This is a genomic window from Acanthopleuribacter pedis, assembly GCF_017377855.1.
Taxonomy (GTDB): Bacteria; Acidobacteriota; Holophagae; order Acanthopleuribacterales; family Acanthopleuribacteraceae; genus Acanthopleuribacter; species Acanthopleuribacter pedis.
Genome location: NZ_JAFREP010000002.1, coordinates 348378 through 366453, shown reverse-complemented (window position 1 = coordinate 366453; position 18076 = coordinate 348378). Strand labels below are relative to the sequence as shown.

The 18076-nt window shown below is 56.8% G+C and carries 14 protein-coding genes and 1 tRNA gene; 4 read left to right on the top strand and 11 right to left on the bottom strand.

The features are described 5' to 3' along the window. Nucleotides 1-15 precede the first annotated feature (15 nt). Nucleotides 16-1287, top strand: coding sequence for a DUF1501 domain-containing protein (locus tag J3U88_RS03005; RefSeq protein ID WP_207856649.1), 1272 nt, complete (start codon nt 16-18; stop codon nt 1285-1287). A 356-nt stretch (nt 1288-1643) separates the two neighbouring features. On the opposite strand, the gene J3U88_RS03000 is transcribed toward J3U88_RS03005, so the two are convergent. The 7 genes from J3U88_RS03000 to J3U88_RS02970 all read right to left on the bottom strand — a co-directional run bounded on the left by J3U88_RS03000 (nt 1644) and on the right by J3U88_RS02970 (nt 11655). Beyond that, a complete protein-coding gene (locus J3U88_RS03000; protein ID WP_207856648.1) occupies nt 1644-4733 on the bottom strand; it encodes an efflux RND transporter permease subunit in 3090 nt (1029 codons plus the stop codon). Beyond that, nucleotides 4730-5914 carry an efflux RND transporter periplasmic adaptor subunit gene (locus tag J3U88_RS02995; protein WP_207856647.1) on the bottom strand — a complete coding sequence of 395 codons (1185 nt, stop codon included), beginning with the start codon at nt 5912-5914 and terminating at the stop codon, nt 4730-4732. The genes J3U88_RS03000 and J3U88_RS02995 overlap by 4 nt, the downstream gene beginning before the upstream one ends. A 296-nt stretch (nt 5915-6210) precedes the next feature. Then, the gene (locus J3U88_RS02990; RefSeq protein WP_207856646.1) at nt 6211-6690 is read right to left on the bottom strand and encodes a hypothetical protein; all 480 of its coding nucleotides are present in this window, start codon (nt 6688-6690) and stop codon (nt 6211-6213) included. A gap of 205 nt (nt 6691-6895) precedes the next feature. Then, the gene (locus tag J3U88_RS02985) at nt 6896-7456 is read right to left on the bottom strand and encodes a hypothetical protein (protein ID WP_207856645.1); all 561 of its coding nucleotides are present in this window, start codon (nt 7454-7456) and stop codon (nt 6896-6898) included. Nucleotides 7457-8153: 697 nt separating this feature from the next. Beyond that, on the bottom strand, nt 8154-8333 hold the full coding sequence (locus tag J3U88_RS02980; RefSeq protein ID WP_207856644.1) for a hypothetical protein: 180 nt from the start codon (nt 8331-8333) through the stop codon (nt 8154-8156). A gap of 246 nt (nt 8334-8579) precedes the next feature. Beyond that, complete coding sequence (locus J3U88_RS02975; RefSeq protein ID WP_207856643.1) at nt 8580-9362, bottom strand: hypothetical protein; 783 nt, start codon at nt 9360-9362, stop codon at nt 8580-8582. Nucleotides 9363-9477: 115 nt separating this feature from the next. After that, nucleotides 9478-11655: an ABC transporter transmembrane domain-containing protein gene (locus J3U88_RS02970; RefSeq protein WP_207856642.1), complete on the bottom strand. Its 2178-nt coding sequence runs from the start codon at nt 11653-11655 to the stop codon at nt 9478-9480. Between the two features lie 330 nt (nt 11656-11985). Between J3U88_RS02970 and J3U88_RS02965 the strand changes: the two genes are divergently transcribed. Both J3U88_RS02965 and J3U88_RS02960 read left to right on the top strand, forming a co-directional pair. Further along, the gene (locus J3U88_RS02965) at nt 11986-12510 is read left to right on the top strand and encodes a peroxiredoxin (RefSeq protein WP_423842029.1); all 525 of its coding nucleotides are present in this window, start codon (nt 11986-11988) and stop codon (nt 12508-12510) included. Nucleotides 12511-12703: 193 nt separating this feature from the next. Further along, nucleotides 12704-12779, top strand: a tRNA-Asn gene (locus J3U88_RS02960). Between the two features lie 168 nt (nt 12780-12947). On the opposite strand, the gene J3U88_RS02955 is transcribed toward J3U88_RS02960, so the two are convergent. Further along, entirely contained in the window at nt 12948-14360 is a 1413-nt protein-coding gene (locus J3U88_RS02955; RefSeq protein ID WP_207856640.1) for a hypothetical protein, read from the bottom strand. Further along, nucleotides 14357-16354: a leucine-rich repeat domain-containing protein gene (locus J3U88_RS02950; RefSeq protein ID WP_207856639.1), complete on the bottom strand. Its 1998-nt coding sequence runs from the start codon at nt 16352-16354 to the stop codon at nt 14357-14359. Before J3U88_RS02950 ends, J3U88_RS02955 begins: the two co-directional genes overlap by 4 nt. 429 nt (nt 16355-16783) lie before the next feature. Between J3U88_RS02950 and J3U88_RS02945 the strand changes: the two genes are divergently transcribed. Further along, a complete protein-coding gene (locus J3U88_RS02945; protein ID WP_207856638.1) occupies nt 16784-17341 on the top strand; it encodes an O-acetyl-ADP-ribose deacetylase in 558 nt (185 codons plus the stop codon). A gap of 34 nt (nt 17342-17375) precedes the next feature. Here the strand turns inward: J3U88_RS02945 and J3U88_RS02940 are convergent, their stop codons facing one another. Next, complete coding sequence (locus tag J3U88_RS02940; protein WP_207856637.1) at nt 17376-17522, bottom strand: hypothetical protein; 147 nt, start codon at nt 17520-17522, stop codon at nt 17376-17378. A gap of 155 nt (nt 17523-17677) precedes the next feature. Beyond that, a complete protein-coding gene (locus J3U88_RS02935) occupies nt 17678-18073 on the bottom strand; it encodes a hypothetical protein (protein WP_207856636.1) in 396 nt (131 codons plus the stop codon). Nucleotides 18074-18076 lie beyond the last annotated feature (3 nt).

Below are 18076 nucleotides of genomic sequence, written 5' to 3'. Positions count from 1 at the left end.
CAAGAGAGGCTCCTCATGAAAAGACGTCACTTTTTAACCGCCGCCGGCTTATCATTCGCGCGTTGCGCGGCAGTCCCCCTCCTCGCAAGGCAACCCAAACGCGGTCGCACCCAAAAAAATGAGCTCAAGAAGTTGGTGGTCATTTTCCAACGCGGCGGCAATGACGCGATCAACACCCTGGCCCCGGTCGGTGATCGCGAGCAACAACAACGCTACCGCGCCATGCGGCCCGATTTATCCATCCCCAACGAACATTTGCTCTCCCTCAATCCGAGTCCCTTCTTTGGGTTTCATCCATCCTTGGCACCGCTTTCCGACATCATCAACGCGGGTAAGGCGAGTTTCGTGCATGCGGTGGGTTACCCATCCATGAATACCTCCCACTTCGTCGCCCAGTCCTTCCTGGAAACCGCGGAGCCGGGGAACCGCCGCGGCTCGGGATGGTTAAACCGATTCTTCGCCGCGGACCCGGCGGCTCGCCCGTTCCGTGCGCTGATGGTCGCGGCCAATGTTTCGCAAACCATGACCGGTCCCTACACCGTCCCAGTCAGCAACAATTTCGGTTTGTTGAACATGCCGCTCCACGGCCGTTTGGCGGCGAACGAACGGGACGCTTACGAACATGCATTGCGCACCTTAGCCGTCGAAGGCCACGACCACCGCGTACCCGCACTCAAGCGCACCACGGAAAGTTTGCTCGCGATGTTTGATCGTTTTGAGGATCGAAACGCCGACAGCTACCAACCGGCCAACGAAGCGGAATATCCTGAAACCGATTTAGGGTACCGCCTCAAACACGCGGCCCAAATGCTCAAGGATGAACCCAGCGAACTCAACATCGAAGCCGTTATGGTCAATCACGAGGGTTACGATCATCACGCCGCCCAGGTTGTTCCCGGCCAGGTCACCCAGGGAAACCACGCCAACTTGTTGGCGGACTTAAGCAGAGGCATCCAAGCACTTTACCAAGATCTGGGCCCCGATGCTTTAGACAACGTGGTCGTTCTGGTGATCAGCGAATTCGGCCGCACCCTGCACCAAAACGGCAGCCACGGCACCGACCACGGCCATGCTTCCGTCGCCATGGTCTTCGGCGGCGCCAACCACGGTGTCGCCCTCAACGGCGGCGCCGACTGGCCCGGCCTCGAAGGCAACCACCTCCCCTGGCGCACGGATTACCGCGATATCTATAGCGAAATCCTACGCGGCCACCTGAACGCCGGCGACCACGAAATCCGGCAAGCCATACCCAACCACACCCCTACCCCTTTGGGCATCCTTGGTTAAGACAGGGAATCTGGCCCGCATTGCTCACCAGCTTTCGTCGTGAGTGTGCCATAAAACCTGGTAGCACAAGGCTTGCGACCGAAACCGGGAACAGAGTTCCCACCTTTCGGCGTAGCTGCGCTACGTCGATGGTCGGCTCTCACCGTTGCCATGTAACGGTGAGAGCAAACGCGGTGATAGCAGGTTTTTTGGCTTGCGAAGCAGATGTCCGGTAAGAAATGCGGGCTAGCCGACAATGAAAACCAAGAGCTGGATAGAAACTGCGCTTGGGATAACAACAGAATAGTGTTCGGCTCTGACAACCAAGACCCATAAAAAACGATTTCCAACCGCGGTCGAACCGAGACCAGCCTATGTCAAGAAGCGGCGGTTACCCGTTCCTTCGCCTGCAAGGCGTCAGCGTGGTGGAACAGCCGGTACAAGGCCGGGATGAGCACCAGGGTGATCAGCGTAGAACCGATCAAACCGCCGACGACGGCCCGTGCCAACGGCGCTTGGGCGTCGGCGCCCTCGCCAATACCGAGCGCAAGCGGCATCAGGCCCAAGATGGTGGTGGCGGTCGTCATCAGGATCGGGCGCAAACGACGACGGCCGGCCTCGGCCAAGGCGTCTTTGGTGGCCATGGCTTGGTCGAGCCGCAACCGACCCGCCTGGTCCACCAGCAAAATGGCGTTGTTGACCACAATGCCGCCCAGCATGATGCAGCCGATGTAGGACTGCACATTCAGTGTCGTTGAAGTAAGGAACAGCGCGACCAACACGCCGATGGCCGCCAAGGGCACCGAGAACATGACAATCAGCGGATCAACCAGCGATTCATATTGGCAAGCAAGTACCATGTAGACCAGCACCAAAGCCAAAATCAGGCTGATCACCAACTCGCGGAAAGCTTTTTGCTGCTCCTCGTAGTTGCCGGCCAAACCCAGTTCGTAACCCAGGGGCTTGGGAATCTCGTCCAGGCGCGCCTCAACCTCGCGCGCGACCGAACCCAAATCGCGGCCGGCCAGGTTGGCTTTAACCGTGAGCAAGCGTTGCTGGTCCTTGCGGTCGATGAGGATCGGCCCCAGGCCGCGCTCGATGTCGACCAAGTTGCGCAGCGCGATGACCGCCCCACTCGGCGCGGTAATGGTGAGGTCGAGCACTTCTTCCAAGCTGCGTTTTTCGGCGTCTTTGAGTTGCACGAAGATGCGGTAGGCGTTGCCCTGGGTGCGAAAATCGCCGGCTTGACTGCCGGCCACCGCGGTTTCCACCAGTTGCGCCACTTGGCGAACCGACAAACCCACATCCGCGATTTTGGCGCGATTGATGCGCAAAAACGCCTGGGGCGTGCCTTTGCTGTACGTGGTTTCAATGTCGGTAATGCCACGCACGTCCTGAATGGCGGCGACGACCTGGTCCACCAAATGTTCCAGCGTGGGGATTTCAAAACCGCGCACCTCAATGGTTAAACCCTCGTCACCGCCGAGGATGCGTTCCAACAGAAATTGGCCCTGGGGGGCGCGGATTCGCAGGGTCATGCCGGGAATCTGCTGATCCAACAGCTTGCGCAATTCACCGGCGATTTCGGTATTGGAGCGCGTGCGTTCGGTGGCGGGCTTCAGAGACAGACGAATCTCACCGCGCGAGGCCGAATCGGGGCGAAAGCCGTTGGCGCCGACACTGGCCACGGTGGCGATGCTTTCCGGTACCGCCGGATACACAAACTGCTCCATAAGCTGGGTTTGGGCGTCGACCAGCCCCAGGCGGGTGCCGACTTCCATTTCACCCGTGACGCGCACCTCGCCCTCGTCGCTGGGCGGAAGGAACTCGGTCCCAATCATCGGCAACAGCAGCAAGGCGCCGGCCATGGCGACGCAGGCCGCGGCAACAATCAGCCAGGGCCGACCCAGCGACCAACGCAATAAATCACGGTAGCCCAGGGTCAAACGCCGGACGCCGGCTTGGTTACCCTCGGCCGCGCCCCCATCAGACGGCGCCGGTTTGAGCAGCTTCGCGGCCAAGAGCGGCACCACGCTGAGCGACACCAACAGCGAACAAACCAGCGAAAAAACAATTACATAAGCCAGTTCTTTAAACAAAATGCCGGAGACACCGCGCACAAACACCAAGGGCAGGAAAATCACCAAGGTCGTGATCGTGCTGGCAATAATCGCGGGGGCGACCTCGGCGGCGCCCCGAACCGCCGCCTCGGCAGGCGATTCTTGGTTTTCTTCGCGGCGGCGGTAAATGTTCTCCAACACCACAATCGAACTGTCGACCATCATGCCGACACCCAAGGCCAAACCACCTAAGGTCATCAGGTTCAGGGTAAAACCGCCGAAATAAATCACCGCGAAGGTGGCCACAATCGAAATGGGAATCGAGACCGCGATGACCAGGGTGCTGCGCAGGTTCCGCAAAAAAAACAACAACACCAAAATCGCCAGCGAACCACCGTACAACACGGAATTGGCCACGTTTTTAATGGAACGTTCGATGAAGTTGCCCTGGTTAATCACCGGGACCACCTTCACCTGGGGGAAATCGCGGTTAACCGCTTCGATCTCGGCCATGATCGCTCGAGAGACCTCGACGGTGTTGGCGTCGGCCTGCTTGCGGATACCCATCCGCAAACCTTTGCTGCCGTTGACCCGCACCAGTCGGGTACGACGCTCGTAGGTATCCTGCACCTCGGCTACCTCGGCCAAAGTAATGGTGCGCCCGTTGCGCGTCGTCACCACCGTGTTGCGAATCTCGTCCATGTCCGCATAATCCGCCGGCGCACGTAGGGTTAACTCAAAACGGCCTTCGTCGATAGAGCCCGCGGGTAAATCGAGGTTGGCGTCACGAATGGCGCGCAACACCTGATCCAAAGGCAAACCCAAGGAAATCAAACGCTCCGGCATAATGCCGACCCGCACCTCACGGCTAAAGCCACCCCACAAATCGGCCTGCGCCACCCCCGGCACCCGCGCGAAGCGGTAGCGTACATGGTCGTCGATCAACTCAGTCATTTCCACCGGGTCAAGATCGCTGGATATCCCCAAAATGACTACCGGAAACGAGGCGATGTCGAACTTACTCACGCGGGGTCGCACGATGTTGTCGGGCAGTTCGTTGATTTCGTCGTCGATTTTGGACTGCACATCCTGGGCCGCGACATCAATGTCGGTCCCCCACACGAAATTGATGCGAATGGTGCTGGTCCCTTCGGCTGACAAAGAAGTCATCCGTTCCACGCCGGGCACGGTTGCCAAAATCTCTTCCAAAATCTGGGTCACCAGCCGTTCCATCACCTCGGGGCCGGCGCCCTCGTAAACCGTGCGCACGGTGAGCGACGGCATTTCGACCGTGGGCAACAAATCAATTCGCAACCGGCTCAGGGCCACGCCGCCCAAGATCACCACAATCATCGTGAGCATCAAAGTGGTAATGGGTCGGGCGACACTTCGTTCGGGTAAATTCATGGCGTGCCCGCCTCGGCGGCGGCTTCCGCGGCTTCCGCGGCGCCGGCGTTGGGAATCACCACCGCCGAGCCGTCGCCAATCAACTGCTGGCCCAAGGTAACGACGCGGCCGGCCAAGCCTTCGCCGGAAACCGCAACGCGCGTTTCGGATCGAATTCCGGTCTGGACGGGATGCCAAGCAACACGGTCACCCGCATCGTTCACCAAAAAGACGCCGGTTTCGCCGAAGCGATCCACCAGCGCCTCAATCGGTACGGTCACGACCCGCTCGGCCCGTGCCACCACAATTTCAGCCCGCACAAACATACCGGGCTTCAGCAACTCGTTGGGATTCTCGATATCCAACTCTACCCTTGCCTGACGGGACAAAGGATCGAACACGGGCGCGATGCGTGCAACCCGACCAGAAAACGTTTCGCCGGGAAAGGCGTCGCAGTGAAGTACCACCGACTGACCCACACGAATACGCCCGTAATCCCGTTCAGGCACGGACACCTCGGCGATGATCGGGTTCAATTCCACCAAACGAAACAACACCTGGTTGGGACGCACCAAATCGCCTTCCTGAACCAACCGCTCGGCAACGACGCGGCGCACCCCCTGGCGCCAAGCAGCGCGCAGCTCAGTTTCGTCTAAGGTCAGTTGTTCCACCGCGAGCGCCGCCTTGGCCCGTTCGACACGTGATTTCGCCACCGCCAAGGCGCTTTCTCCGTTAATGACCGCGTTGCGGGCGTCGTCAACCTGCGCATCCGTGGCTACACCTTGCTTATAAAGCGCGGTTTGCCGCTCGAGTTCCCGCTGCTGCAACGGTAACCGCTGTTTGGCTTGCGCGTATTCGGCCTCGGCCACCGCCATTTCAGCCGCGCTCAGGTTAACTGCTTGGCGCGGCGCTTCGTTTTCGAGCGTTAAAACCAATTGCCCGTTTTCGAGGGCCGTCCCCAAATCGGCCAAAAGTTCTAAAACCCGCCCCCCGGTTTTGGCGGCAAGTTCAAAGCGCCGCGGCGAAGCGAGGCTCCCGCTGAAAACGCGGCGCATTTCAATGGGTTCGACACGCACCGCGGCCACGGAAACCGGGGCGATCATTTTCTTTTTGCCCGTCTTGGTCGCGGACTGGTCGCCACAGCCAACCAAAGTTAAAAGGAACAAACAACACAAAAACCAGCGCGCGCTTATGGATGACATTCGTTCGCCTTCCGTTTCGCCGAAATCCCACTCGGTGAAGCAAAAAAATAAAAAGTAAGTATGCAACCATCCAAGCGGATCAACAACCAACCGAACAGAATCCTGCCGCCCACACGGGTCACACCAAGACACACGGCTGGTAGACCAACGGGGCAAACGTCCAGGAATGACAGGATGTCGAAACCCTGGGTTGTGAAACCCGCGGCCGGAAGGATTGCCGACAGGACAAGACCAGAAGCAAGAGCCGAAAGATGAGATGCGCCCAGAAATGTACCACAGGGAAGCGGGAAATACCCTTATGCAATCGCGATAATTTCCCGTTCACGCTCGCGAGATGCGCCGTGAAGGATCACCACATCACCCACCTCGCTCCCAACAAGCTGCCTTCCAAGCGGCGAAGCACCGGTAATGATCGTAAAAAACCGATCATTCCAATGAATTTGGGTTCCACCGCCAACCGGACCTAAGAAATAGTCCTGTTCGCCTTCTTCAGAAGAAAGCGTAATCAAGGCACCCTGAGCAATTGGGTCGTCCTCACCGAAAACAATCGGCTTCATATCCCGGTAGCGCTGGACCGCCAGCTTGAGTTCTTGGGCGCGCTTGGACTGAGATTCAGCCAGATAGGATGCCTCTAAACCGCGGGTATCATATTTGTTTTCAGCACGATTCTCCTCGTGCGTCGCAGCCTCATAAGTCGCCATGGCTGCTTTCATGACCAGATCAAATTCTTTTTGGAAGTGATCGGCAATGGCCGTTAAGAGCGATACCTTATCCAAAAAACGCCTCCTACCACGCGCCGAGTCACCGAATCCTTGTGCCACAAACCTTTGCGAAACAAGAAAGCCGGGTAAGAACCCAAAAAAACAAAAGGCAATCTCGGCCTATGAAAAACGGCCCATCATGCCACAGAGCAACCCACCGGAGCAAGTAGCTGCGCCCCACCCACAGGCGTAACCAATAAACCCTTTTAAATTCAGTTATTTAGGCGCTACTCCAGCCGAACTGCAACTGAGACGGCGGTTCGGCGCAAAAACCAACGCGTCGCGCGCTTCCCACCCGAACGCGACGAGGTTGTTCCGCGCGTGGGTCAAGCATGAACCAATCCGCGTCACGGCGAACCATCAAACGACGAATGTGGCGGCGCTGGACTGACTCGGGATTGGGTTCTTTGGTTTCTTCAACACCAATGATGTGATGGGCTTGCACGGGCAATAAGTCCATTTGTTGCTCGGGATCTTGGACCAACCGAACAACCCGACGCCAACAGCTCTGCGCCAACTGCCAAGCAGGATGAAGATCCTTGAGCCACTTGGGTGCGCGCATCGACCAGGACTGTGCCACAAAAGGGCGCAAACGGTCACTGATAAAACGGGTGAGGTCCGTTTTGGCGACAATCCAGCGCTGGGTGCGGGAACGCGCATAAACCTGACCGTAACGATGCTCGATTAAGGTCAAACACAGGGTCAAAAAATCTTGGTCAACGGTGTCTTGATAAGCGACTTTAAAAACCTGGTAGCCCCAGCGCTCCCGCTTGAAGATCATCTTTTCACCTCACGCGGGCATATTAACACAATAGTGAAACGCGAGGCGATTTAATTAACAACGCAAACCATTTTTTTTAAATGCCGGCGCCCGCTCCTTTTTCGCGTTAAGATCGCAGGCCCAAAGCAAGCAAAACACCGCTAATTCCTGGCCAACAAATCGGCCAAAACCAAACTCTCATAAAACACAAATATCACTTGCAATTCCAAACTCTAAAAAACTATCAAACAATAACAACAACACACACCTCAGAAAATCCAAATCGCCGCGTAAATCACTAATAATCCACAGCAGTTTTAACAACCAAATCTAAACCACACGGACCCATCACAAACACGAACAACTATTATTCAAATAACAACACCCTCTTCAACTTTGAGACACGTTTAGTCATTATGTTTTGCGACACTCAATCAGGCTTCAAAATACCTGTACATGACACACCTTCTAAAATATTCCTGGTAAATAAGCGCACCTTCAGGCGCGAAATGCGTGTCTCGTATCGCCTAAACGCCCCATCTCTCAAGCGACGTGATAAGAACGGCTTAACTGAGAAAATCCGAAACAACTCAAAAGCTCACAGTAAAATGGCAACCGTAACATCGTTGAAGAATTCGGATTTGTCTGTGCCAAAAGAACGGGCCTGTTTCATTAAGCGATACCCAACCGCCTCGTCAGAAGGATATGGCGTTTTTATTTAGGGAAACATCCCATCCACGCCCAAACAAACACCACCTCCCTCGAAATCATTTCTTTTCAGCCAGATAGGTTTTTCACCAATGATCCATCGGTCACAAAATCGATATACCGCCACAAAAAACGCTTGCAATGAACGCGAAAGTCCACGGATCAACGAACCACCAAAAATCAGAAACATCGACGTGTAAAACCCCTCCTCTGCCAAAAGCAAAACAAAACTTAGCCTAAGAATACGATGACATGTAACGATTGAAAACATGCCTCTCGAGTAAGCGTTTGCATGTATTACGCGCTTCCCGAATCAGAGCGTGAAACACCCAAGGGTCCGGCTCAAGTTGGGCGACGTGGATTCCTTGGTGAGTAGGTGGCTTGTTAATTTTTGGGATACTACGGACACCAAAAGGCGGGAAGAATCCACAAAGGGTCATCCAATCTTTGCGTGGGCTTCGCGACACAGGGCACGGATGCGGGCGACACAGCCCGCACTCACTTCATAGCGGGGCGCCAAATAATCCAGCATCGCCTCCGCCGCGGCGACATTCCCCACGTAACCCGGGGCAAATTGGGCAAGAAGCGCGGGGCAGTCGGGGAATCGCTGCTCGAAACGACGGTCATTGTTAAAGGGATCGCGCAAGGCGGCCGGCGCGTGGCCGCTTATTTCGATCAGGGTCAAGAGGTGGTCCAAGGCATAAACTTGAATCATTTTGAAAGCAGCCAGGCGCTCGCCGCGGCATTCCCGTGACAAACCCACCAGCAGGTTGGAAAGAATCTCACCCAGCAGCCATTGCGGCGCATGCTTGTGCTGGGGCGAACGATCCATTTTCGGGATGACCAAGGTTTCGTCAAAACCGACCCGTCGCCAGATGATGCGGCCGGGGCAAAAAGGAATGCCGGCCAACTCGTGCGGTTCAAAAACGGCGAATTCGCAAAAAACACCGTCTTCATACAGCAGTTTGCAGCCGTCGTCGGTGTTGGCGAAGGAAAAAACGACGGTCCCTAATTGGGTCAGCCAATCGAGCGAGGAAAGATAACCGGCTTTGGCGCCCGGCGCCACAATCACAAAAAAGTCGAGATCGGAATAGCGGTCCAGCCGTGCGCGTTCCCGACCGACCGATCCTAAGCCTAACAAACACAAAGCATCGGGCCGCCGCGTCAACACCTTCGCGATGGCTTGCAAGCGGTTCTCCAGCACTTCGGTATGGTCCATAACACACGCCCAATTTCGGAAAGTGACCCCTTCCCTATTATGCACGGCGAAACAAAGCTCAGGTCATTAAGATGATTCCTTTGGGTTTTGTTGTCGCGGTCCCACACCACGGCAATCATCCGGGAGCATGGCCTGATGCCTCGTCTCGGCGACCTCGCGCGGCGCGTTTGATGCGTTCCCGTAGGGCGGGTGAAACGTCCATCATGGTGTGGAAATGGTCGCGACGCAACTCAAGGAGCAGGGTCGGCGTGCGGGTCAAGACGGTGGCGCTGCGCGGCACGTCGTCCAGAAGCGCCAACTCGCCAAAAAAATCACCGGTGTCCAGGAGCATTCGTTTGAAACGGGTTTCCCCTTCGGCATAAGGCAGCACCTCAACCATTCCGTCGGCAATGATGCAAAACCGGTCCGCGGCATCACCTTTCTTAAAGATAGCCGTTTTTTCGGGAACCAGACGCGAGGTGAACAGACCACAGAGGGTTGAAAGTGCCTCCGGTTCAACGTCGGCGAACAGGTCGATCCGTGCCAAGCGTTTTTGGGTAATTTCGGCCTTGGTTCCGTCGGCGCTGATGGTAAAGCCTTGTTGCTTGTCCCATAAGCCACGGTAAAGATCGTTGCTCGCCAATAAGCTTTGGTGATTTCCGCGCGCCACAATGCGACCGGCATCCATCACGAGAATTTGTTCGTAGGCCACCACCGTTTGCAACCGGTGGGTCACGGTGAGAAGAACGGCGTCGGACACGGCTTGTTCAAGCGCGGCCATCACCTCGCGTTCGGTTTTGGGGTCGAGGGCCGAGGTGGCTTCATCTAAAACAAGCACAAAAGGCTGACGTAAGACGGCCCGCGCCACGGCCAACCGCTGTTTCTGACCGCCCGATAGACGCACCCCGGCGTCGCCAACCAAGGTAGCGTATCCCTCGGGCAAGGCGCGGATCGCGTCGTCGATACCGGCCGCCGCGGCGGCGGCCGCCACGGCGTCATCGTCGGCCGCAAGGTTACCGAGCCGAATGTTGTCGCGCACGCTCATATGGAACAAATAAGGTTCCTGGGGAACCAGACTCAAATGCTCGCGCCAGGCGCTTTTGCTGTAAGCGGCGGCGTCGTGACCGTCCAGCGCCATCACGCCGGCTAGGGGTTCCTCAAAACCCATGATCAATTTGAGCAAGGTACTTTTGCCGGAACCGCTGGCGCCCACCAAGGCGGTCCGTGTCCCCCGCCCGGCCTCAAAAGACACATCCAACAGGGTCGGTCGCTGTTGTGGATAGGCGAAAGTCACCTGGCTCAAAGACAAGGCATGATCGGGCTTCGGCAAAACCTCGAAGCGGGTTTCGGCCGGGCGATCATCGCTGTAGGCAAACAACTCGTCGACCCGTTTCATACTGCTCCCGGCTTTGACGATTTGGGGAACAGCCCCTGAAAGGTGAGAAATACCGGCAACGAGGTTCTGCAACAGCGCGGAGAAGGCAACCATGGTCCCAATGGTTAACGAACCTTTGATGACGAAAAAACCACCGAGGATCAGAATCGCGATCTGCAAAAAACTCGCGCTTTGGGAACCGGATCGGCCGACCAGGGCGTCGGCGCGGTAGGCGGCCATCGCCTTTCGGTCTAATTGATCGACTTGACCGGTGAACCGGGCCCGCATCATCGGGTTGAGATTAAATGCTTGGATCACTTCACCCGCGAAAACCTGCTCCTGAATGTTGTCGAGCAAGCGGCCTTCGGAATTTTTCCGGTCGTAATTGGCCTGATGCGCCTGTTTGGAAAAAAGTTTGGGCAATTGTAAACCGGCGAGCATACCGACCACGGTCAGCAACGCCAAACGCCAGTCCAAATAAATCAACAAACCCAAGCTGAGCAGCACATTGAGCACGGAAAACATCACCACGTGGGTGGTCTGAACCACGGCCTGTTCGATGAGCAACAAATCCGTGGAGAAACGCGCGGGAAGATCACCGCCCCGCAATTTTTGCAGACGCGCGGGCGACAAACTCATGACCAAATCGTACATGCGCTCGCGCAATTGTTGGATGATGGTTAATCCGGCACGGGCGGCGGCGGCGTCCTGACCCAAGGAGGCAAGGGCTTGCACCAACCAAAAAACAGTCATCACGCCAAACAAGGTCCACAGAAAATCCAAATCTTGATGGGCGATGCCGACATCAAAAACCGCTTGAAAAGCAAGCGGCATGGCAAGCCGAAAGGCGGTTTGGAGGATAATGGCGGCGAGAATCAAGCCGAACCAGAAGCTTTGACGACGAAAATAGGCGGCGAGCCGTTTGAAAAAAATCAACATGGGAAAATCCTATACATGATCGATTAATGAACAAGGTGCGCTGTTAACCGGCCTCAAGAAAACGCGGCCGGGGCAGGCTCATCTTAACCCGCACGACGTGAATGCCTTTGGCAAAAGAAAATCGGATGTTAAAACCTTGAAAAAGACATACCGACCCTTTCTCCCCTTGGTGGTTTGGCTTTTCACTTGAAGCACGGGCCGATATTGGTTAGAAAGGGGCACGTTTTGTTCAAGCTTCACGCGTTTTCAGGCGACCTCTCGCCGGCGCGGGTCGATCTCAGTCGCACGGTACCGCGTTGTACCGTCACCAAATCCCAAGGGAGTCCGATCATGATTCTGCAAGTACCCCAAGTCGTGTTCAAAACACGTGTTCGCAACGAAGCATTGGGTGGTCCCAACCCATTCGAATGGAAGGACCTTTCCACCGACGACATTTTTAAAGGTAAAAAAGTCGTGCTGTTCTCCTTACCCGGCGCCTTCACACCGACCTGCTCCACCTCCCACCTGCCCCGCTATGAAGAACTGTACAGCGAATTCCAAGCGCAGGGCGTCGATGCGGTGGTTTGCCTCTCGGTGAACGATGCCTTTGTCATGTACCAGTGGGGCAAAAGCCAAAACGCCGAAAACGTGTTCCTGCTGCCCGACGGCAACGGCGAGTTCACCCGCAAAATGGGAATGCTGGTCAAGAAAGAGAACCTGGGTTTCGGCGACCGTAGCTGGCGTTACGCGATGTTTGTCGACAACGGCACCATCGAAAAGATGTTCGTGGAGCCCGGTTTCGCCGACAACTTCGGCGCGGATCCCTTTGAAGTATCCGATGCCGACACCATGCTGAAATACCTGAAATCCCGCTAAGCCGCGGCGCCGCGGTCCGTGTGCTTCGGTACACGGGCCGTGGGTTAACGACGCGGTTCGGAAGCCCCAAACAGCGGGAACCGCGGCGGCTCAAAAGGGCAGCAATTTTTTTCAAAAAAACGGTTGACGCGCGCCGAGGGCTCCCCTAAAATGCGCTCTTGTTGCTGAGGTACAACACCTCACAAAACAACATTCCGGTGTAGCTCAGTTGGTAGAGCAGGTGGCTGTTAACCACCTTGTCCGCGGTTCGAGTCCGTGCACCGGAGCCACATGAAAGCCGCCTTCTTAACCGAAGGCGGCTTTCGCCATTTCTGGGCCAATGTTTTCGTCGATGACGGCCTTCAGCCTGGCAGCAGCGAACCACGATCACGAAGGTTCACGCCCAAAACTTACGACCGGAACACCAGCATGTCCCGGTCGGTTGACACCCTGAACCCTTATCGATTCGGGCAGGCCTCGAGCACGACCACATCATGCTCGGTCGTGCTCGCAAGCACCTCGGAGGGCCCGCAAAACGCGGGCTGGTCCGGGCCCTGAAAATTGGGCTCATCGTCCACGGTTGTCTCGCGATTGGTTGGGTAGGATCGAACGGTGGCAGAAACCGTCCCAAGCGCGGCTTGGCCGGCGGCATAAGCGCGGGTGGTCGCATCAAAAGAAAACCATCGGTCATTGGTACGCGCCTCGGCGGTGTGGGCATACCATTGGGTGCCGACCTGGAACAGATTGGCACGGTCCGCGTAGGCCGCGCCCAAAGCCTGCGAGGAGAAAGAACCCGACACCAACATCACGGTCTGTTTGCGGTCGCTCGCGGCCTCGGCGTCCACAAATCCGCCTTGGCCGTTGTCGGCCACCAAGAAGCCGACCCGGCGTTCGGCGGGAAAGGCAAGGGTCCAGCGCGTCAGCCGATGCACCGTGCCCGCCAAATCGCAGCTCACGGAAAAAGACCACTGCGAATCAAAGGCAACGGTCCTATCGGCGGGAAGGCCGCAAAGATCGACGCGAACACGATCACTGTCGGCCGCGCTTTGGCAAGCCACTCCAAAACCCATCCCCACGAAAGCTTCGTTTGTGAATGCAATGGGATAGGTGATCAGTTGATCGAGGTCGGGGACCGCCTCCGAGGCGGTAATCTGTTCGGGAACGGCGGTAAAAGCCGAAACCAACTGGATCAAGCGGCTCCCGCCCCGGGTGCGCGGTGACGTTTCCAGCCGCGCCTCGCGAAGGTCGACACACAGCAGCGTTGACACCGCGAAGGTGCTTGCATCGTTGGTATCAAAAGGGTTTTGTCGCGTGTGGTAGGGCAAAGTAACCTGTTGTTGCTCGTATAAGATGCCGTAATTTAAATAGGAACGACTCGCGGAAATACCAATGCTCCAGCGAACGCGGGAAAGCGGGCCGGGCGCGGTCGGTCCCTCATCGCCTAGCAGCCAAGTCCTGGAAGGTCGCTGAATCCGAAGCCAGTAACCCGACTCACCCTGAATCCAGCGGACGATGGAAAGCGTATCCGGTGGCGCGACGACGACACCACCCATCGGGGAATAGGGTTCCAGCGGCACGAAGATGGGATGGGAAAAACGCCCGAGTTCGGGACGATCTAAATCCACCAAGGTCTCGGCGAGAACCGCGCCATCCTCCAAGTGGACGTATATAAAAACGGGCGTTTCCGGGGTTGCGGTGGGAAACGCATCGGCGTCAATTAAAAAGCTCAAAACGCCGGCCTGGTCGGCATGACTCATCGCCAAGACCGACCGAAGGGTGGCATGTAACTCACCCGCGCAAACCGGCCGCGTAGCCAGAGCAAACAAAGCCGCCGTCACCAAAAGTTGCAGTATGGGTACCAAGCGCTTCATGGCCGACCTCCTTTCAATTGAGCATCTTCACAAAGGGTGTACGGCGCGATAACAGCAGGCAGCCGGTTCACGGTAGCCACCAATTCAAGCACCGAGCCGTCGGTTCGGTGCCAATCAGGTAACCGACCGTAAAAACGCCCGCTGCTCTGCGGGTTCACCAACAACACACTTTCGCCGTCTTTGATGCGGGATGCGAGGGTGCTGAAGACAAAACAATGCGCGCTGTCGTCGGTAAATTGATTGCCACGCACATCCAAACGATGGCCGGGGCCTTGAAAAAGAAAAGCCAGATTGAGAAGCGGCAAAGGATCGGTTAGATCGTTGTTGCTGAGATCCAGATCAGCCAATTCACCCAGCCCCAACAGCGGACTCAAATCGGTAAAGGCATTAAAGCCTGCCCGAAGACGCTGAAGGCGGGTTAGGCGCGCCATGCCGTCGAGCGAGGTCACCCCCAGCCCGGTAAGGTCCAACTCGGTGACCTGCAGCGCTTCGCCCTCGTCGAGGCGTTGATCGTTGTTCTGGTCGTGGGCGTCAATCACGGCCAGTTCCAAGCGCTGATCGGCAAATTCCACAAAAGAACAGGGGCGGGTTTCGAACAAGCCGGCAACGGCGATGGTTTGCTGAAAGGTTTTGTGAATGCGACAGCGTTCCGCTTGCCAAGACGCGCTGAAGGGCGGCGGAAAACTTGGCTCGACGGGCTCACCGGGCACGAACAAAGAAAGATGAGGCGCGGCGACCAAACCCGCAACCCGCTCACGCGCCACGACCCGCGCCTGGAGGTCGAGGGCGAGCACCGCGCCGATGTCCTCGTTCATGACGACCTGAGCGGTGCGGCTCACTAGGCCGTGGGTATGATCCACAAGATCCGCGGCAAAACACCAGGCGCGGGAAAAAGCGTCGTTTCCGAAAAGCGTTTCCTCGACCAGCCAGTAGGTATCGGGCACTCCGGTTTCCGAGGTGGCTGAAAGCGGAAGCCCTTGGCCGTCGACAGCCACTTGAAACCCAAAAGCCCCCTCGACGGGAAAAGCCAGCGCGAGACGGCTACCCTGACGAATCTCAGCTGAACCGCATTGCGCCGACACCCGCAATGCGGCGTCCAGGAGGATAGGGTCGGGTTGATTCACGGTATCCCGGCACATTTCGGCGAACCCCGAACGAAGCACGGTTGCTTCCATGTCGCAGCGAAAACGCGTCGGACCCTGCTGGACCTGGACGGCCGCGTTGCCGTGGATTTCCAGGTTGACCGGGTCACCGGGATCAATCTCGTCAAGCGCGGTCGCGGTGGTAACCCGTTGGCTATGTTTGAAAAAATCGGCCTGACTCAAAACCCCGCTGAGGTCACGGTTAAACGAAGGGGTGGTGGTACTGTAAAACAAATCGCCGCAAAAAAGCAGCGACACGGCCTGCTCGCGCGACGGGTCGGACGGATTAAAGGTAGGCGCCGGTAGGTTGGCACGGCCTGCCGCATAATCGCGCGCCAAGCGCGCCCACCCGGCCGCCGCCGACGCACCCAGCCACAAACGCACGGTTTCGTCTTCATTGGGCGCCCGCTGTACCTTGCCGTCGCCAATCCAAGTGCTGCTGCTCGCGGTAAAACGGATCCAGATCTGGTTCTCGCCGGCGACCCAGCGGACCACCGCGGCCGTGTCGGCAGGCGCCTGGATCAGCGCGGTTTGCGAGGACGACACCAACAGCAAGGGCAGATAGATCGGGCGAAACGCCGACCCCTCGCCCGGCCCCACCAAGGTTTCGGCCAAGGTGGCGCCGGCGCTCAAGGAAACCCGCAGGTAAAGCGGTTCCGTCGCGGAGGCATCGGCCGCGACATCAGATCGGAAATCCACCTGGAACAGCCCTAAATCCGTGGCGCGACCATGGCCGTCCAGTTCCCGGCTCTGGCGACCAATCTCAATATCGTGCGGCGTTTGGGCCAAAAGCAAGGGGCCCATCAGCACCATCCCCAAAAGCCCCAAACCAAGTCCGTGTTTTTTTCTCATGAAAGCGCCCCACTCCTTCTTGAACCATCACGCGGAACACAAAGATTCCCTTCAACAAAAACCGTCTCAACCCCGACCCGCGGGACTTCGCGCGTTATTCGTTTCTGAACACCAACGCGCAAAATCCTCTCGATTCCAGGAGAACATTGCAAGAAAAACAGCAGCCGCCGTCAGCGGAGATTTCCTTCTCCCCTCATAACAAACACCTTGTGCCATAAAAAAAGAAAGTGCTTCAACAACTACCGGAAGCAAAGATTGCACGTACGGCTGCTTTAGGGCGGGTTTCGTAGAAAAAAAGCCCAAGGTCTTTTATTGTAAAACCAACACAAAGATCTTATTGTTTCATCCACACAAAGCATGCTAGGCTTGCCCGCGATATCGAGCGCACGATCAAATCAGGACTTGGATCATCGGTAAAGGAGCGCACCCATGAGCAACGAGCACCGACTCTTATTATTTGAAGGCAACATCGTGACCCTGGCCGTCGACGCCATCGTCAATGCCGCCAACAAAAGTTTGCTCGGCGGCGGTGGGGTCGACGGCGCCATTCACCGCGCGGCAGGCCGGCAACTGCTGGACGAATGTCGCGATCTCAACGGCTGCAGGGTGGGCCAGGCCAAAATCACGGCCGGCTACAAACTGCCGGCCAAACACGTAATCCACACGGTTGGTCCTATTTGGTCCGGCGGCAACAGCAAAGAACCCGAAAAGTTGGGTGACTGCTACCGCAACAGCTTGGCGATTGCCCGCGACATGGGTTTAAAAACCATCGCCTTTTCCGCGATCAGCACGGGTGTGTACCGCTTCCCCGGCCTTAAAGCGGCGGAGATCGCTTTGACGGAATCATTTAACCATGTATCCACTTACGATCACCCGGCCCAAGTAATCTTCGTTTGCTTCGACGCCAAAACGCGGGCCTATTACGAAGAAGCCTGGACCAAAATCCACCCCAACGCCGATCCCCTTGCCGACTTTCAAAAACCATAAAGTTGGCCGTATTGTTTCGGTGCTGTAAAGCCCGTTAGATGTTCACCAACAACCAGAAGTGAAAGGCGATGATCGCCACACGGAGTAACCCGCTTAACAACACCCAGACGGCACCTGGCTGCGGATGCTCCTTGTGAATACGCCAAGCCTCTTTTGCGTTGAGCAGGGAAACAAGAGCCACAAACGGAATCACCACGGGCAACAAAAACACCCAACTGTTGCGGCGACGACGCCGAAATTCTTTGGCCCGCGGTTCTCACAAGGAATTCTGCTACGAAGCCGAAACCCATGCGATTACTTCGCTTACTCGGTCGAGCCACCTTCGCCGTAGCGCTGCTACGCCTGTGCCGTCTCTCGGTCGTAATCTTCGTACTCACAAGGCTTTCTGCTTCTCGCGACGAATCCTTGTGAGAACCGCGGGCTAGCCGCAAGATAAGCCTCTTCCGCGGGATCCACTTCCTCTCCCTCGACAGCGGCATCTTTGGCATCGGCAAGAATCCCCAGTAAATCGTCGTGCGCCTTTTGGGCATGAATTGCCGGCACCGCAATTTGGACGGGTCCAAACGCGGGTACGCTGCCCATACCGGTAAAGCCGGCACCCAAGCTATTGGCGGTATCCAGCGGATTCATGGTGAAAGGAATCTCGTTTTTGTTCAAATATTCTTCGATAAGGGTTCGCTCAGCAGCATCATGACTCACCAAAATCGGGACGGGTCCACCGCCATCAACCACATC

Excerpts from the sequence above, each read along its gene's own strand:
- J3U88_RS03005 (WP_207856649.1), top strand. The coding sequence starts at position 16 with ATGAAAAGACGTCACTTTTTAACCGCCGCCGGCTTATCATTCGCGCGT.
- J3U88_RS03000 (WP_207856648.1), bottom strand. The coding sequence starts at position 4,733 with ATGAATTTACCCGAACGAAGTGTCGCCCGACCCATTACCACTTTGATG.
- J3U88_RS02995 (WP_207856647.1), bottom strand. The coding sequence starts at position 5,914 with ATGTCATCCATAAGCGCGCGCTGGTTTTTGTGTTGTTTGTTCCTTTTA.
- J3U88_RS02985 (WP_207856645.1), bottom strand. The coding sequence starts at position 7,456 with ATGATCTTCAAGCGGGAGCGCTGGGGCTACCAGGTTTTTAAAGTCGCT.
- J3U88_RS02980 (WP_207856644.1), bottom strand. The coding sequence starts at position 8,333 with ATGTTTCTGATTTTTGGTGGTTCGTTGATCCGTGGACTTTCGCGTTCA.
- J3U88_RS02975 (WP_207856643.1), bottom strand. The coding sequence starts at position 9,362 with ATGGACCATACCGAAGTGCTGGAGAACCGCTTGCAAGCCATCGCGAAG.
- J3U88_RS02970 (WP_207856642.1), bottom strand. The coding sequence starts at position 11,655 with ATGTTGATTTTTTTCAAACGGCTCGCCGCCTATTTTCGTCGTCAAAGC.
- J3U88_RS02965 (WP_423842029.1), top strand. The coding sequence starts at position 11,986 with ATGATTCTGCAAGTACCCCAAGTCGTGTTCAAAACACGTGTTCGCAAC.
- J3U88_RS02955 (WP_207856640.1), bottom strand. The coding sequence starts at position 14,360 with ATGAAGCGCTTGGTACCCATACTGCAACTTTTGGTGACGGCGGCTTTG.
- J3U88_RS02950 (WP_207856639.1), bottom strand. The coding sequence starts at position 16,354 with ATGAGAAAAAAACACGGACTTGGTTTGGGGCTTTTGGGGATGGTGCTG.
- J3U88_RS02945 (WP_207856638.1), top strand. The coding sequence starts at position 16,784 with ATGAGCAACGAGCACCGACTCTTATTATTTGAAGGCAACATCGTGACC.